The 14,835-nt window shown below is 67.5% G+C and carries 13 protein-coding genes; 8 read left to right on the top strand and 5 right to left on the bottom strand.

What is annotated here, in order from left to right; translation table 11 throughout:
* Window positions 1-5: 5 nt before the first annotated feature.
* From AC1DGC_RS00980 to asnS, 3 genes are read right to left on the bottom strand one after another with little or no spacing between them, the layout of a single operon-like run.
* Complete coding sequence (locus AC1DGC_RS00980; protein WP_259203211.1) at window positions 6-320, bottom strand: hypothetical protein; 315 nt, start codon at window positions 318-320, stop codon at window positions 6-8.
* A complete protein-coding gene (locus AC1DGC_RS00975; protein WP_478047031.1) occupies window positions 317-622 on the bottom strand; it encodes a hypothetical protein in 306 nt (101 codons plus the stop codon). The genes AC1DGC_RS00980 and AC1DGC_RS00975 overlap by 4 nt, the downstream gene beginning before the upstream one ends.
* A gap of 37 nt (window positions 623-659) precedes the next feature.
* Entirely contained in the window at window positions 660-2,054 is a 1,395-nt protein-coding gene (gene asnS / locus AC1DGC_RS00970; protein ID WP_259203206.1) for an asparagine--tRNA ligase, read from the bottom strand.
* A gap of 186 nt (window positions 2,055-2,240) precedes the next feature.
* Here asnS and AC1DGC_RS00965 point away from each other — a divergent pair, with 186 nt between their 5' ends.
* The 7 genes from AC1DGC_RS00965 to zipA all read left to right on the top strand — a co-directional run bounded on the left by AC1DGC_RS00965 (window position 2,241) and on the right by zipA (window position 9,767).
* Window positions 2,241-2,579: a HesB/IscA family protein gene (locus tag AC1DGC_RS00965; RefSeq protein WP_394162670.1), complete on the top strand. Its 339-nt coding sequence runs from the start codon at window positions 2,241-2,243 to the stop codon at window positions 2,577-2,579.
* A gap of 58 nt (window positions 2,580-2,637) precedes the next feature.
* Window positions 2,638-3,186 (top strand): CbrC family protein, encoded by a 549-nt coding sequence (locus tag AC1DGC_RS00960; RefSeq protein WP_478047030.1) that lies wholly within the window; start codon window positions 2,638-2,640, stop codon window positions 3,184-3,186.
* 213 nt (window positions 3,187-3,399) lie between these two features.
* Window positions 3,400-3,837 carry a 30S ribosomal protein S6 gene (rpsF, locus tag AC1DGC_RS00955; protein ID WP_259203201.1) on the top strand — a complete coding sequence of 146 codons (438 nt, stop codon included), beginning with the start codon at window positions 3,400-3,402 and terminating at the stop codon, window positions 3,835-3,837.
* Window positions 3,838-3,848: 11 nt separating this feature from the next.
* Window positions 3,849-4,079 (top strand): 30S ribosomal protein S18, encoded by a 231-nt coding sequence (rpsR, locus tag AC1DGC_RS00950; protein ID WP_002804494.1) that lies wholly within the window; start codon window positions 3,849-3,851, stop codon window positions 4,077-4,079.
* 152 nt (window positions 4,080-4,231) lie between these two features.
* Window positions 4,232-4,684 carry a 50S ribosomal protein L9 gene (gene rplI / locus AC1DGC_RS00945; protein ID WP_259203194.1) on the top strand — a complete coding sequence of 151 codons (453 nt, stop codon included), beginning with the start codon at window positions 4,232-4,234 and terminating at the stop codon, window positions 4,682-4,684.
* A 796-nt stretch (window positions 4,685-5,480) separates the two neighbouring features.
* Complete coding sequence (smc, locus tag AC1DGC_RS00940) at window positions 5,481-8,984, top strand: chromosome segregation protein SMC (RefSeq protein ID WP_478047029.1); 3,504 nt, start codon at window positions 5,481-5,483, stop codon at window positions 8,982-8,984.
* 45 nt (window positions 8,985-9,029) lie between these two features.
* Complete coding sequence (gene zipA, locus AC1DGC_RS00935) at window positions 9,030-9,767, top strand: cell division protein ZipA (protein ID WP_449335346.1); 738 nt, start codon at window positions 9,030-9,032, stop codon at window positions 9,765-9,767.
* A 357-nt stretch (window positions 9,768-10,124) separates the two neighbouring features.
* Here zipA and AC1DGC_RS00930 read toward each other — a convergent pair whose 3' ends face one another.
* Entirely contained in the window at window positions 10,125-10,580 is a 456-nt protein-coding gene (locus AC1DGC_RS00930; RefSeq protein WP_478047028.1) for an REP-associated tyrosine transposase, read from the bottom strand.
* 536 nt (window positions 10,581-11,116) lie between these two features.
* Window positions 11,117-12,223, bottom strand: a complete 1,107-nt coding sequence (locus AC1DGC_RS00925; RefSeq protein WP_478047027.1) for a pyridoxal phosphate-dependent aminotransferase — start codon at window positions 12,221-12,223, stop codon at window positions 11,117-11,119.
* A 143-nt stretch (window positions 12,224-12,366) separates the two neighbouring features.
* On the opposite strand from AC1DGC_RS00925, the gene ligA reads away from it, so the two are divergent.
* Window positions 12,367-14,829 (top strand): NAD-dependent DNA ligase LigA, encoded by a 2,463-nt coding sequence (gene ligA, locus AC1DGC_RS00920; RefSeq protein WP_478047026.1) that lies wholly within the window; start codon window positions 12,367-12,369, stop codon window positions 14,827-14,829.
* The last annotated feature ends 6 nt before the right edge of the window (window positions 14,830-14,835 follow it).

The raw sequence follows: 14,835 nt of genomic DNA, 5'->3' as shown, positions 1-14,835 counted from the left end.
GTCGGTTACGCGCGGGCGCCCAGGCTCTGGATCATGCGGCCGTGCAGGGCATCGTCGCTGTCGGCCTGCGGCGGCTGCACTTCATGCAGCGAGAAGCCGCGGATCAGGGCGTCTTCTTCGTCCAGGCCGTCGTAGGCGACGAACTCGGCGTCGAACAGTTGCGAACGCGCGGTGTCTTCGCTGTCGTAGCTCAGCGTGTTGCCGTCGCTGTCCAGCACCTCGGCGGTGCCGGCGGGGCGCACGCGCAGACGGGCCCAGATCAGCGTGTTGCCCAGGCTGGCCAGGAACCACTCGTCGCGGTGGGTGGGGGTGTCGTTCATATCAATACCATCGAAAGCAGCCAGAGCAGGGCAGCCATGCCCAGTCCGGCCAGCAGGGTCAGCAGCGACACCCAGGCCGGTGTCGCCAGCCCGGAGAGCGCCCGGTCGGAGGTCTGCCGGTAGTCACGGCCGAGCAGCCAGCGCAGCGCGTCCGGGCGCAGGAACGCGCCGCTGCCGAAGCGTTCGGCCAGCGGCGGGTGGCGGTCGCGGATGTGGATCAGGGTCAGCGGCCAGAAGATCACGAAGGCACTGAACCCGGCGATCGCCACGCCGACGAAACACAGCGCGAAGAACAGGGTCATGGGTCAGGGCCTCCTTGGATGGACCAGCGCGCGTGGATCAGAACTCGGCGGTACCCGGTGCGCGCGGGTAGGGGATCGCGTCGCGGATATTGCCCAGCCCGCACACGTACACCACCAGGCGCTCGAAGCCCAGGCCGAAACCGGCGTGCGGGACCGACCCGTAGCGACGGAAATCGCGGTACCAGCCGTAATGCGCCGGGTCCAGGCCGAACTGCGCCATGCGCGCGTCCAGCACGTCCAGGCGCTCTTCACGCTGGCTGCCGCCGATGATCTCGCCGATGCCCGGTGCTAGCACGTCCATCGCCGCGACGGTCTTGCCGTCGTCGTTCAGGCGCATGTAGAACGCCTTGATGTGCTCGGGGTAGTTGGTCACCACCACCGGGCGGCCGATGTGCTCCTCGGTCAGCCAGCGCTCGTGTTCGGTCTGCAGGTCCAGGCCCCATTCGACCGGGAAGTCGAACTTCTTGTCGGCCTTCTGCAGCAGCTTCACCGCCTCGGAGTAGTCGATCTGCTCGAACGGGGCATTGATGAACGCTTCCAGCTTGGTGATCGCGTTCTTGTCCACGCGCTCGGCCAGGAAGGCCAGGTCGTCGCCGCGCTCGTCGAGCACCGCGCGGAACAGGTACTTCAGGAACTGCTCGGCCAGGCGCGCGTCTTCGGCCAGGTCGGCGAAGGCGATTTCCGGCTCGATCATCCAGAATTCCGCCAGGTGGCGGGTGGTGTTGGAGTTCTCGGCGCGGAAGGTCGGGCCGAACGTGTAGACCTTGCTCAGCGCCAGGCAGTAGGCCTCCACGTTGAGCTGGCCGGACACGGTCAGGAAGGTTTCCTTGCCGAAGAAGTCACGGCTGAAATCGACCTCGCCCTTGTCGTTGCGCGGCAGGTTGGCCATGTCCAGGGTCGAGACCCGGAACATCTGGCCGGCGCCTTCGGCATCGGAGGTGGTGATGATCGGGGTGCTGATCCAGTTGAACCCGTTCTGGTGGAAGAACCGGTGTACCGCCTGGGACAGGCAGTTGCGGATGCGGGTGACCGCGCCGAACAGGTTGGTGCGCGGGCGCAGGTGCGCCACTTCGCGCAGGAACTCGGCGCTCATCGGCTTGGGCTGGATCGGGTAGGTCAGCGGGTCGTCGACCAGGCCGACGATCTCGATGTCGTGGGCCTGGATTTCGAACGACTGGCCCTTGCCCTGGGACTTCACCAGCGTGCCGCGGGCGATCACCGAGCAGCCCGGGGTCAGGCTCTTGATGTCGTCGAAATTGGGCAGGGTGTCATTGGCCACCACCTGGATGGGGGCGAAGCAGGAGCCATCGGTGACATTGACGAAGGCCAGCGCCGCAGAGCCGCGTACCGTACGAACCCACCCGCGTACTGTTGCCTCGCCGCCTTCCGGGATCTTCCCGGCAAGCGCATGTTCAACGCTGACCACCGTCATGACTTGAATCCTCTGTTGATCGACTCGATCTCTGAACACGGAGTTTAACGGGTGCGGTGTTCGGCTTGCGAGGCATTTTTCGCGCGCTCTCCGGGGCTGCGCGCCATGTGAACCGCAGCGACGGCCGTCGAAGCCGGGCCGCGCCATACCCTCTATAATGATCACGATCCGCTGGAGTTGCCTGTCATGGCCGTAAGCCTTACCCCTGTTGCCTTTGCCCGTGTGCAGAAGTTCGTCGAGCAGACCCCCGGCGCGCTGGGCCTGCGTTTCGGCGTGACCCGCACCGGCTGCTCCGGCTGGGGCCACATCACCGACCTGGCCCGCGATGAGCGCGATGGCGACACCGTCTTCGAGCAGGATGGGGTCCGCATCTACGTGGATGCCACCAGCCTGGCGCTGGTGGACGGCACCGAGATCGACTTCGGCAAGCACGGGCTGAGCGAGACCTTCACGTTCAGGAACCCGAACGCGACCGCTGAATGCGGCTGCGGCGAGAGCTTCACCACCGAGGCCGACAAGGCCTGAGCCGGGCAGGGGTGCGCCCGGCCTTGGCGCGGCAGGTTGGCCGCAGCGTCCGCCTGCCATGACCGAACGGCCCGTGTTCCGGTATCAGCCCAATGCCTACTCGATATCGTTCGAGGAGGTCGAGGGTGTCTGCGACTGCTGCACGCAGCGCCGTTCGGTGCGATACCGGGGCTCGTTCTACTGTGCCGGGGAGATGCCAGGCTACCTGTGCCCCTGGTGCATCGCCGATGGCTCGGCCGCCGCCCGATTCTCGGGTGAGTTCATCGGGTGGGCCGATATCGAAGGGGTGTCCCCCGATCCGGCCGATCCGCCGCCCGCGATTCCCCGCGAGCTGCTGTTGGAACTATGCGATCGGACGCCGAGCTACCCTGCGTGGCAGCAGGCGGTCTGGTTGACCCATTGCGACCGCCCGTGCGCCTTCCTCGGGTATGCAGGGGCTGACGATCTGGCGCCGTACCTGGACCAGGTCCTGCCTGACATCCGCGACGTGAGCCCTCGCGATCCCGACGGGGTGCTGAAACACCTCAGTCGCGATGGGGCGATGGCGGGCTGCCTTTTTCAGTGCCTGCAGTGCGGCCAGCATCGGCTGCATGTCGATATGAGTTAGGGTAAGTTGCTGAAAACATTCGGTAATGCGTATTCTCGGCGGCGCGCGATCTTCGGCCTGCGCCCGTGAACGCTGCTGTGGTTTCCGTGACAGCGCTTCTGTGCCATAATTTGTGGCTTCCTGCCTGATTCCGGGCAGGACCCTTGCCCCACCGCGTTCACCTGCGGGGGGCTGTCCGGCCCCCAAAAGGCCACATCCGAAAGGTAAAAACACATGAGTCGTCATTACGAAGTCGTGTTCCTGGTCCATCCGGACCAGAGCGAACAGGTCCCGGCCATGATCGAGCGCTACAAGGCGCTGGTCGAGAACGGCAGCGGCACCATCCACCGTCTGGAAGACTGGGGCCGTCGTCAGCTGGCCTACCCGATCCAGAACCTGGTGAAGGCCCACTACGTCATGCTCAACATCGAGTGCGACCAGGCCGTGCTGAGCGAGCTGGTGGAAAGCTTCCGCTTCAACGACGCCGTGCTGCGCAACCTCGTCATCAAGCGTGACGAAGCCGACACCGAGCAGTCGCTGATCATGAAGAGCAAGGACGAGAAGGGTGACAAGCCCGAGCGTGGCGAGCGTCGTCGTCGTGATGACGAAGAAGGTGAAACCACCCCCGCCGCTGACACCGATGCCGGCGAAGACGCCGCTTCGGCCGCTTAAGGAGCACTGACATGTCCAAGTTCTTCCGTCGCCGCAAGTTCTGCAAGTTCACGGCCGAAGGTGTCAAGGAGATCGATTACAAGGATCTCAACACCCTGCGCCAGTACCTGACCGAGAACGGCAAGATCGTGCCGAGCCGCGTCACCGGTACCAAGTCGAAGTACCAGCGCCAGCTGGCAACGGCCGTCAAGCGCGCCCGTTTCCTGGCCCTGATTCCGTACACCGACAACCACGACGTCTGATGAAAGCCGGCGGCTTCGGTCGCCGCTTTCGTGGACCTGGCCGCCCGCGCTGCAGAGCGTCGGGCGGTTTCACGGTCTACCGTTCGGATATTCGGACAGCCATCCGCTGCGGGGCCCTGCCTCGCTAACGAATACATATTTGGAGTTACACCATGAAGCTGATTCTTCTTCAGAAGGTCACCAACCTCGGCGGTCTGGGCGATCTGGTCGACGTGAAGCCGGGCTACGGCCGCAACTTCCTCGTCCCGACCGGCAAGGCCGTTCCGGCCACCAGCACCAACGTTGCCGAATTCGAAGCCAAGCGCGCCGAATACGAAGCCAAGGCCCAGTCGATCCACGCTGACGCCGAAGCCCGCAAGGCGAAGCTGGAAGGCAAGAGCGTCACGATCGCCGCCAATGCGTCGACCGAAGGCAAGCTGTACGGTTCGGTTGGCCCGCGCGATATCGCCGAAGCCTTCACCGCTGCCGGCCTGCCGCTGGAAAAGAGCGAAGTGATCCTGGGCGAAGGCGCTTTCCGCAACGTGGGCGAGTACGAGGTGACTGTTCACCTGCACGCCGACGTCGAAACCACCGTCAAGGTGGTGGTGGAAGCCGAAAAGGCCTGATCCCTGCCGAAAGGCTGGAATCGCTGAAACGGGTGCCCGCGAGGGTGCCCGTTTTTGTTTGTGGGGTGGGGTTTTTTTGAAGCGAGCGGCTAAAGCCAACGCCAACGCAAACGCTACGGCACGCGATGGCGCCTCGGCTTTCCGGAGGAGGGTGGCGGGTAGCCTTGGCCGGGACACGCCGTACACCCGTCCATGGGGGCTCGTTGTGCGCCTTGCGCGCTCGTGCAATCCTGCACAAGCGGCAAGACCGGGGGTTGGGCGTCCTGCCCAACCCGTCCGGCGCATGCGCCGGACCCATGGCGCACAACGGTCCCGGCCAAGGCTACCCGCCACCCTCTCCAGGGGATATCGGTGTGGGCGGTTGGGGTGGGGCTACGGCGGTGCCGACGTCACTGGCGGGGTAGTGAGAAATGGATGTTGAGGAGGCGAGCGGGTAAATAGGAGCGGCAAAGGCAGCCACGCATGGCGTGGCGCTACGCTCTCCCGCACCCTCTCGCTTTGCCGGACCGCGGAGCGGGGTTTACGGCGTGTCCCGCGCCCCCTCCCGCACCGCCCCGCGTGCGCCGCAAGTGAGAAGCCGTGCTTTGGCTTGGGCTCTGGCTCCGCGCATTGACGCTTTCAAGCATTCAAAAACCCCCAACCCCCAGCAAACAGCTGCCCCGTTATACTCAGGCTATCGCGTCGCCCTTGGGGCCATTGAAACCCAGCAACATCAATGGCTTGAAGGTGGGAATCGCCCCGACATCCACCCTGGCGGGGGTCGCTTCAGGCCCTCGCCCCGGAAACCAACCCCGCCATGCGTCTGTCCACGATCAAGCTGTCCGGCTTCAAGTCCTTCGTCGATCCGACCACGCTCCACCTGCCGACCAACATGACCGGCGTGGTGGGGCCCAATGGCTGTGGCAAGTCCAACATCATCGACGCCGTGCGCTGGGTCATGGGCGAAAGCTCGGCCAGCCGCCTGCGTGGCGATTCGCTCACCGACGTCATTTTTTCCGGCTCCTCCGCGCGCAAGCCGGTCTCCCAGGCGACCGTCGAACTTATTTTCGACAATACCGACCACACCATTTCCGGCGAGTACGCCTCGTTCAACGAAATCTCGGTCAAGCGCCAGGTCAGCCGCGACGGCAGCAGCAACTATTATCTCAACGGCACCAAGTGCCGGCGTCGCGACATCACCGACCTGTTCCTCGGCACCGGCCTGGGGCCGCGCAGTTACTCCATCATCGAACAGGGCATGATCAGCCAGATCATCGAAGCCCGCCCCGAAGACCTGCGCGTCTACCTGGAAGAGGCCGCCGGCATCTCCAAGTACAAGGAGCGCCGCAAGGAAACCGAAACCCGCATCCGGCATACCCGCGAGAACCTCGACCGCCTCGGCGACCTCCGCGAGGAAATCGGCAAGCAGCTCGAACACCTCAAGCGCCAGGCCCGCCAGGCCGAGCAGTACCAGGCGTTGCAGGAAGAGCGCCGGGTCAAGGATGCCGAGTGGAAGGCGCTGGAGTATCGCGGCCTCGATGGCCGCCTCAGTGGCCTGCGCGAAGCGCTCTCGCAGGAAGAAACCCGCCTGCAGCAGTTCATCGCCGAACAACGTGACGCCGAAGCGCGTATCGAAACCAGCCGCGTGCGCCGCGAGGAAGCCGCCGATGCGCTCAGCACCGCACAGGCCGAGGTCTACCAGGTGGGCAGCACGCTGGCCCGCCTCGAGCAGCAGATCCAGCACCAGCACGAAATGGCGCAGCGCCTGAACAAGGCGCGCGACGAAGCCCAGCAGGCCCTGGCCGAACTTGGCCAGCACATCAGCGGCGACGAAGCCAAGCTGGCCGTATTGCGCGAGTCGGTGGACGAGGCCGAGCCGCGACTTGAACAACTGCAGGAAGAAAACGAGATCAAGCAGGAAGCCCTGCGCGATGCCGAAGCCCGCCTGGCCGACTGGCAGCAGCGTTGGGAAGCCCACACCCGCAGCACCTCCGAGGCCTCGCGCGCCGGCGAAGTCGAGCGCACCCGCGTGGACTACCTCGATCGCCAGGTGCTGGAGGCCGACCGCCGCCGTGAAGCGCTCAGCGCCGAACGCACCGGCCTGGACCTGGACGCGTTGGCCGACGTGTTCGAGGAACTGCACCTGCAGCACGAAGCCCAGAAGGAGTCGCTGGACGGGCTCACCGAACTGGTCGAGCAACGCAAGCAGGCCGTGGCCGCACTGCAGGACCGCCAGCGCACGGGCCAGACCGAACTGGCCGAGATCCGCAAGCAGGCCCAGGCCGCGCGCGGCCGCCTGTCGTCACTGGAAACCCTGCAGCAGGCCGCCCTCGGCCAGGAGCAGGGCGCCGCCGTGGCGTGGCTGAAATCGCGTGGGCTGGATTCCGGCGCACGCGTGGGCGAGCGCCTCACCGTCGAAAGCGGTTGGGAAAACGCGGTGGAAAGCGCGCTCGGCCAGCTCATCGAAGGCGTGCTGGTGGCCGCTCCCGAGCAACTGGTCGGCGAACTGGCCGAGCTCGGCGACGGCCGCATCGCGCTGGTGTCCGACAGCCAGGAGGCGCTCAACGTCGCGCCCACCTCGCTGGCGGCCAAGGTGCAGGGGCCGACCGCGATCCGTCGCCTGCTCGCGCGCCTGCACGCGGCGGACGACCTGGATGCGGCGCGTGCGCTGCAACCCACGCTGGCCGAAGGCGATTCGGTCATCACCCGCGGCGGCGAACGCCTGGGCGAAGGCTGGGTGCGCGTGTCGCGCTCCGGCGCGGCCAAGCAGGGCGCGCTGCTGCGCGAGCGCGAGATCGTCACCCTGCGCGCGCAGATCGATACCCTGCAGGAGCGCGAAGCCGCGCTGGAACAACAGCTCTCCGCCTTCCGCGAACAGTTGCTGGCCGGCGAGCAGCATCGCGAGGACGCGCAGCGCCAGCTCTACCAGGCCCATCGCAGCGTCTCCGAACTCGGTGGCCAGCTGCAGAGCCAGCAGGGCAAGGTCGAGGCCGCCCGGACCCGCATCGACCGCATCGAAGGCGAGCTGGTGCAGTTGCTGGAAACCCTCGATACCGGCCGCGAGCAGGTGCGCGAAGCACGCGCACGCCTCGACGATGCGGTTACCAGCATGGGCGACCTGGAGGCGGTGCGCGCCGCGCTGGAAGGCGAGCGCCGCCAGCTCACCGATGCCCGCGACCAGGCGCGCGACCAGGCCCGCAACGTGCGCGAGAGCGCGCACTCGCTGGCCCTCACCCTGGAATCGCAGCGCACCCAGATCGCCTCGCTGAGCCAGGCGCTGGAGCGCATGAGCACCCAGCGTGGGCAGCTCGACACCCGCCTGGGCGAGCTGCATTCGCAGCTGGACCAGGGCGACTCGCCGGTGCAGAGCCTGCAGGCCGAGCACCAGAACGCGCTGAGCGAACGCGTCCGTGCCGACCGCGTGCTGGGCGAGGCGCGGACGCTGCTGGACGGCATCGATGCGGAACTGCGCAATTTCGAACAGACCCGACACAAGCGCGACGAGCAGGCCCTGGCCCAGCGCGAGCGGATTTCCCAGCGCAAGCTCGACCAGCAGGCGCTGGTGCTGAGCGCCGAGCAGCTGTCGGCGTCGGTGGAGAAAGCCGGGTTCGTGCTGCAGGACGTGATCAATACGCTGCCCGAAGAGGCGCGCGTGTCCGATTGGGAACAGACGGTGCACCAGATCGACGGGCGCATGCGTCGCCTGGAGCCGGTCAACCTGGCCGCCATCCAGGAGTACGGCGAAGCCTCGCAGCGCTCGGAGTACCTGGACGCGCAGAACACCGACCTGACCACCGCGCTGGAAACCCTGGAAGACGCGATACGCAAGATCGACCGCGAGACCCGCGGCCGCTTCAAGGACACCTTCGACCGCGTCAACGCCGGCGTGCAGCAGCTGTATCCACGCCTGTTCGGCGGTGGCCATGCCTACCTTGAGCTCACCGGTGAAGACCTTCTCGACACCGGTGTCGCCATCATGGCGCGGCCGCCGGGCAAGCGCGTGTCGAGCATCTCGCTGCTGTCCGGTGGCGAGAAGGCGATGACGGCGGTGGCGCTGGTGTTTGCGATCTTCCAGCTCAACCCCGCGCCGTTCTGCCTGCTGGACGAGGTGGACGCGCCGCTGGACGAAGCTAACGTCGGCCGCCTCGCCAACATGGTCAAGGAGATGAGCGAGAAGGTGCAGTTCCTGTTCGTGAGCCACAACAAGGCCACGATGGAAGCCGCGCACCAGCTCTCGGGCGTCACCATGCGCGAGCCGGGCGTCAGCCGACTGGTCAGCGTGGACCTGGAAGAAGCGGCACGATTGGCGGGCGCCGCCTGACGTGCCATGCTTACCTGAACGTATTTAGCCGGAGACCCCCACCGAATGTCCGACATGGCACTGCTCCGCATCGGCATCCTGGCCGCCGGCCTGCTGTTGATCGCCGCGATCTTCCTGTTTGGCCGCCCGAAGAAGAAATCGCAGGGTCGCCGCGTCGACGCGGCCGATACCGGCGCCGGCGCGCGTCGTGAGCCGAGCCTGGGCGAAGGCGACAGCGCCGAGGCCGGCCGTGATGGCGTCCCCGGCGACGACGGGGTGACCCAGGCCGAGCTGGGCCTGTCCGATGTCGACGGCGCCGCCGCCAGCGACCTGGGCAAGCGCGCCAACCAGGATTTCGACAAGATCGTGTCGCTGTTCGTGGCCGCCCGCGCCGGCGAGCAGTTGCGCGGCGAAGACATCGTGGTGGCTGCGGAGAAGACCGGCCTGGTGTTTGGCCACATGAACGTGTTCCACCGCCTGGTCGAAGGCCACCCTGAGCGCGGTCCGATCTTCTCGATGGCCAGCATCATGAAGCCGGGCAGCTTCGACATGGCCAACATCCGCGAGATGGAAACCCCGGCCATCGCGTTTTTCCTGACCTTGCCGGCGCCGCTGACCGCGCTGGATGCGTGGGAGAAAATGCTGCCCACCGTGCAGCGCATGGGCGAACTGCTCGACGGCGTAGTGCTGGATGACAGCCGCGCTACGCTCGGCCGCCAGCGTGTCGCGCACATCCGTGACGAACTGCGCGCCTATGATCGCCAGCACCAGGCCCCGCCGCTGACCAAAGCCCCGCGCTGGTAAGGCGATCGGGTGTGGTGCAGCCGAGCATGGCTCGGCTCTACCTTGGGGGAAGGGTGGCGGCGCGCAGCGATGGACGCTGGTGCAGCCGAGCATGGCTCGGCTCTACCTTGCGGAAGGGTGGCGGCGCGCAGCGGCGGACGCTGGTGCAGCCGAGCATGGCTCGGCTCTACCTTGCGGAAGGGTGGCGGCGCGCAGCGACGGACGGTGGTGCAGCCGAGCATGGCTCGGCTCTACCTTGGGGAAGGGTGGCGGCGCGCAACGATGGACGACGGTGCGGCCGAGCATGGCTCGGCTCTACCCGGCAAAGGGCGTAGCGGCGGACGGTAGAGCCGAGCCATGCTCGGCTGATCGTCGAGCTCATTCCTGCAATGGCCAACGGCACCATGCATGGGGGTATTCCCCCAGTCTGTCGGCCAGTCCCGCCCTAACGGGATTGGCGGCGATGTAGACCGCCTGCCGGCGGAGCGATTCATCGCACCGCACCGCGTGGTCGAAGTACCCTGGCTGCCACAGCGACGCCTCGCGTCCGAGCGTCCGGTTCAGCAGCCGGCCGCTGCGGGACTTGAACATCTGCATGCAGGCGGCAAGCGTCCCGCTGCGTAACTGGAACATCCAGTGCACATGGTCGGGCATCACCACCCATGCCAGTGAACACGTGCGTTTCGTGCCTTCGACAAATCGCAAGGCATCGATGATGACCGCGGCGTTTGCGGGTACTGCGAGAAGATGCGCTCTCCCCAGCGTCACGGTGGTGACCACATAGACCTGGGCGATTTCGGAGTGACGTCCAATCTGCAGTCGAGGGCTGGTCATCGCCACACGTTGCCCGTGTGGCAGCCATGCGTTGATCGGCCTGGTGCCTGATCTGCTGTCGGGAATCTGTGCGATGTCGTCTCGCGATCAGCCGAGCATGGCTCGGCTCTACCGATGAAGGGGCGTCGCGGCGGCCGATCAGCCGAGCATGGCTCGGCTCTACCGATGAAGGGGCGTCGCGGCGGGCGATCAGCCGGGCATGGCTCGGCTCTACCGATGATGGGGCGTCGCGGCGGGCGATCAGCCGGGCATGGCTCGGCTCTACCGATGAAGGGGTGTCGCGGCGGGCGATCAGCCGGGCATGGCTCCGCTCTACCGATGAAGGGGCGTCGCGGCGGGCGATCAGCCGAGCATGGCTTGGCTCTACCGATGATGGGGTGTCGCGGCGGGCGATCAGCCGAGCATGGCTCGGCTCTACCGGAGGAGGGGGTGTCGCCGTGGGCGGGGTAGAGCCGAGCCATGCTCGGCTGCGTGACCGGAGGATGGGGTGTCGCGTGGCGGGGGTAGAGCCGAGCCATGCTGGGCTGCGTGGACCGTCAGGACGAGGCGTCCACCACCGCCGCGAACGCGTCGCGGAACCGGGCCATCTCCGCTTCGGTACCCACCGTCACCCGCACCCGCTGCGGCCAGATCGGCCAGCTGCGGCCGATCACCACGCCGCGCTCTGCCATCGCAGCAATGAACGCGGTGCCGTCGCGCTTTACATCGACCACGAAACAATTCGCTTCGGACAGCACGCAGCTGAAGCCGCGCGCGCCCAGCCAGCCGACGGTGGCCTGGCGCACGCGGGTGTTCTCGGCCTTGCGCTGCGCGACCAGCGTGGGCTCGCGCAGGCTCGCCAACCCGGCTGCCAGGGCCGTCACCGGCAACGGGTTGTCGCCCAGGCTGGCCAGCTCGCGCAGGCGGTCCGGGTGGGCGGCGGCCACGCCCAGGCGCAGCCCGGCCATGCCGTACAGCTTGGAAAACGTGCGCAGCACGATCAGATCCTCGCGCTGCATCACCTGGCCGATCACCGAGCGCTGGTCGCTGTACTGCAGGTAGGCTTCGTCGACCAGCACGCGGGTCTGTGCCGGCTTGTTGGCGAGCAACCAGGCGATGTCCGCCGCCGGGGTGATCGAGCCGGTCGGGTTGTTGGGATTGCACAGGTACAGCAGGCCCGCGTTGATCCGTGCCGCGGCAGCGGCCATCGCACGCACGTCGTGCGCGCCGTCTGCGCGCAGCGCGATTTTCGCCACCGTGGCGCCACGTGCGGCAGCGAGGTCGCCAAGTGCCTCGAAGGTCGGGTCGGCCACCACCAGCCCCGCGCTGGACGAGGTCCACAGGATCGCCGCGCGGTTCAGCGGTTCGCTGGAGCCTGGGTAAAGCCGCACCTGCGCCGCGCCCAGGCCCTCCTGCTGGGCGAACAGATCGCGCAGCTCGCCGGCCAGCCCGAACAGGTAGCGGCCGCTGCCGGCCACGATGTCGCGTGCGGCCACCTGCGCGGCCGGGGCCGGGCCGTACGGGCATTCGTTGAAGTTGAGCAGGACCGGGGCGTCTGCCGCGGTGCGCGGTGCGGCTGCCGCCGCGCCAGGCACACCCAGCCCGGCCAGGGCCAGGCCGGTGCCGGCCAGTTGCAGGAACGAGCGGCGGGAGGGGGCGGTCACGGTCACGGGACACCTGCAGTGAGGGATTCCGCGCACGCTAGCGCCGTGGTCGGGTAACGGCAATAGTCCGGGCGCCGAACTGCGGGGTGGCTGGCGCAGCCGACAGGCCATAAAATCTACTGCCCCGTCAGGATGCTTCCCGCATGAGCCCCAGCCCCGCTGAACGTGCCGAGGTGCTGCGCCGCCAGATCGACGAAGCCGGCAAGGCCTACCACGAGCGCGACGAGCAGCTGATTCCGGATGCCGACTACGATCGGCTGGTCCGCGAGCTGGAGGCGCTGGAAGCAGCCCATCCCGATCTGGTCCAGGCCGATTCGCCCACCCAGCGCGTGGGCGGCAAGGCATCGTCGCGGTTTGCCGAAGTGCGCCACGCGGTGCCGATGTTGTCGCTGGGCAACGCCTTCAGCGACGAGGAAGTGCAGGATTTCGTGCGCCGCATCGGCGAGCGCCTGCGCCGCGATGCGCTGTATTTTTCCGCCGAACCCAAACTCGACGGCCTGGCGATCAGCCTGCGCTACGAGAACGGCCGCTTCGTGCAGGGCGCTACCCGCGGCGACGGTGCGACCGGCGAGGACGTCAGCGCCAACCTGCGCCAGATCGAGGTGATTCCCCAGTCGCTTGCCGGTGAGGGGTGGCCGCAGGTGCTGGAGGTGCGCGGCGAGGTGTACATGGCGCGCGCCGATTTCGAGGCCTACAACGCGCAGGCTCGACTGCATGAAGGCAAGGTGCTGGCCAACCCGCGCAACGCCGCCGCCGGCTCGCTGCGCCAGCTCGACCCGAAGATGAGCGCCAGGCGCAAACTGAGCTTCTACGCCTATGGCACCGGACAGGTGCAGGGCGGCGAGCTGCCGGCCACGCACTCGGCCACGCTGGCGCAGCTGCGCGCGTGGGGCTTCCCGGTCAGCGACCTGTGCAAGGTGGTGGAGGGCAGCGACGGCCTGTTGGCCTACTACCGCGATATCGGCGAGCGCCGCGATGGCCTGGCCTTCGATATCGATGGCGTGGTCTACAAGCTGGACGACCGCGCCGGCCAGGAGCAGATGGGCTTCGTCTCGCGCGCACCGCGCTGGGCGATCGCGCACAAGTTCCCGGCCCAGGAGCAGACCACCACGGTGGAAGCCATCGAGATCCAGATCGGCCGCACCGGCGCCGCCACGCCGGTGGCGCGGCTGGCCCCGGTCGCGGTGGCCGGGGTGATCGTCTCCAACGCCACCCTGCACAATGCCGATCAGATCGCACGCCTCGACGTGCGCGTGGGCGACACGGTCATCGTGCGCCGCGCCGGCGATGTGATCCCCGAAGTGGTCAGCGTCATCGCCGACCGTCGCCCGGATGGCGCCACGCCGTGGCGCATGCCCAGCCAGTGCCCGGTGTGCGGCTCGGAGATCGTGCGCGAAGAGGACGCGGCCGCGTGGCGCTGCTCGGGCGAGCTGAGCTGCCCGGCGCAGCGCAAGGAGGCCATCGCCCACTTCGCCTCACGTCGCGCGATGGATATCGACGGCCTCGGCGGCAAGTACATCGAAACGCTGGTCGACGCCGGCATCGTGCGTGGCGTGGCCGACCTGTACCGGCTCACGCGCGACCAGCTGCTGCAGCTCAAGTTGGTGCTCGACGCCGAATCGCCGGAGGCGCTGGCCGCGCAGATCGGCCTGCACCTGGCGCCGGAAGGCAGTGGCGAGTACCTGCGCCGCATCCTCCAGCTGGACGGCACTGACGACCGCTGGCGCGCGCAGGCGCTGGCGATGCCGGCCGCATTCACCTGGAACACGAAGAAGATCGCGACCCGATGGGCCGACAACCTGATCGCGGCGATCGACGCCAGCCGCGACACCACCCTGGAGCGGCTGCTGTTCGCGCTCGGCATCGAGCACGTGGGCGAGAGCACCGCCAAGGCGCTGGCGACCTGGTTCGGCGACCTGGAGCTGATCCGGCAACTGCCGTGGCCGCTGTTCAAGCGCGTGCCCGACATCGGCGGTGAAGTGGCGCGCTCGCTGGGCCACTTCTTCGAGCAGGCCGGCAACCAGGACGCGATCAATGCCTTGCTGCAGGTCGGCCAGGTGCGCATCACCGATACCCATGCGCCGTCGGCCAAGCTGCGCGAGGGCCTGGATTTCGCGCAGGTGCTGGTTGAATCCGAAATTCCCGGGATCACCCGCCTGCGCGCGGAAAAGCTGGTCGCCATGCTGCCCGATGCCGCCGCCGTGCTGGATGCCGAGGCAGTGCGGTTCGTGGCCGCCGGGCTGCCCAACGAGGTCGCCCTGGGCCTGGCCAATTGGCTGGACAGCGACGGCCACGGGCCGATGCTGCTCAAGGCCGAACAGTGCCGCCAGCAGTTGCTGGCACGCGCACCGGAACAGGTCGAGCAGGTGGCAGGCCCGCTTGATGGCCAGACCGTGGTGCTCACCGGCACCCTGGCGCAGATGACCCGCGATGACGCCAAGGCGCGGCTGGAAGCACTGGGCGCGAAGGTCTCCGGGAGCGTGTCGAAGAAGACTGCGTTCGTGGTCGCCGGCACCGAGGCGGGCTCCAAGCTGGCCAAGGCCGGCGAGCTCGGCATCGAGGTCTGGGACGAAGATCGCCTGGTCGCCTTCCTGGCGCAGCACTGAGAGGCC

Source organism: Stenotrophomonas sp. 05N37 (assembly GCF_056397365.1).
This window is presented reverse-complemented; position numbering and strand designations above follow the sequence as displayed.

Coding starts and splice junctions, on each gene's coding strand:
- rplI (WP_259203194.1), top strand. CDS start 4,232: ATGAAGCTGATTCTTCTTCAGAAGGTCACCAACCTCGGCGGTCTGGGC.
- zipA (WP_449335346.1), top strand. CDS start 9,030: ATGTCCGACATGGCACTGCTCCGCATCGGCATCCTGGCCGCCGGCCTG.
- smc (WP_478047029.1), top strand. CDS start 5,481: ATGCGTCTGTCCACGATCAAGCTGTCCGGCTTCAAGTCCTTCGTCGAT.
- AC1DGC_RS00965 (WP_394162670.1), top strand. CDS start 2,241: ATGGCCGTAAGCCTTACCCCTGTTGCCTTTGCCCGTGTGCAGAAGTTC.
- rpsR (WP_002804494.1), top strand. CDS start 3,849: ATGTCCAAGTTCTTCCGTCGCCGCAAGTTCTGCAAGTTCACGGCCGAA.
- AC1DGC_RS00960 (WP_478047030.1), top strand. CDS start 2,638: ATGACCGAACGGCCCGTGTTCCGGTATCAGCCCAATGCCTACTCGATA.
- ligA (WP_478047026.1), top strand. CDS start 12,367: ATGAGCCCCAGCCCCGCTGAACGTGCCGAGGTGCTGCGCCGCCAGATC.
- rpsF (WP_259203201.1), top strand. CDS start 3,400: ATGAGTCGTCATTACGAAGTCGTGTTCCTGGTCCATCCGGACCAGAGC.
- AC1DGC_RS00930 (WP_478047028.1), bottom strand. CDS start 10,580: ATGACCAGCCCTCGACTGCAGATTGGACGTCACTCCGAAATCGCCCAG.
- asnS (WP_259203206.1), bottom strand. CDS start 2,054: ATGACGGTGGTCAGCGTTGAACATGCGCTTGCCGGGAAGATCCCGGAA.
- AC1DGC_RS00980 (WP_259203211.1), bottom strand. CDS start 320: ATGAACGACACCCCCACCCACCGCGACGAGTGGTTCCTGGCCAGCCTG.
- AC1DGC_RS00975 (WP_478047031.1), bottom strand. CDS start 622: ATGACCCTGTTCTTCGCGCTGTGTTTCGTCGGCGTGGCGATCGCCGGG.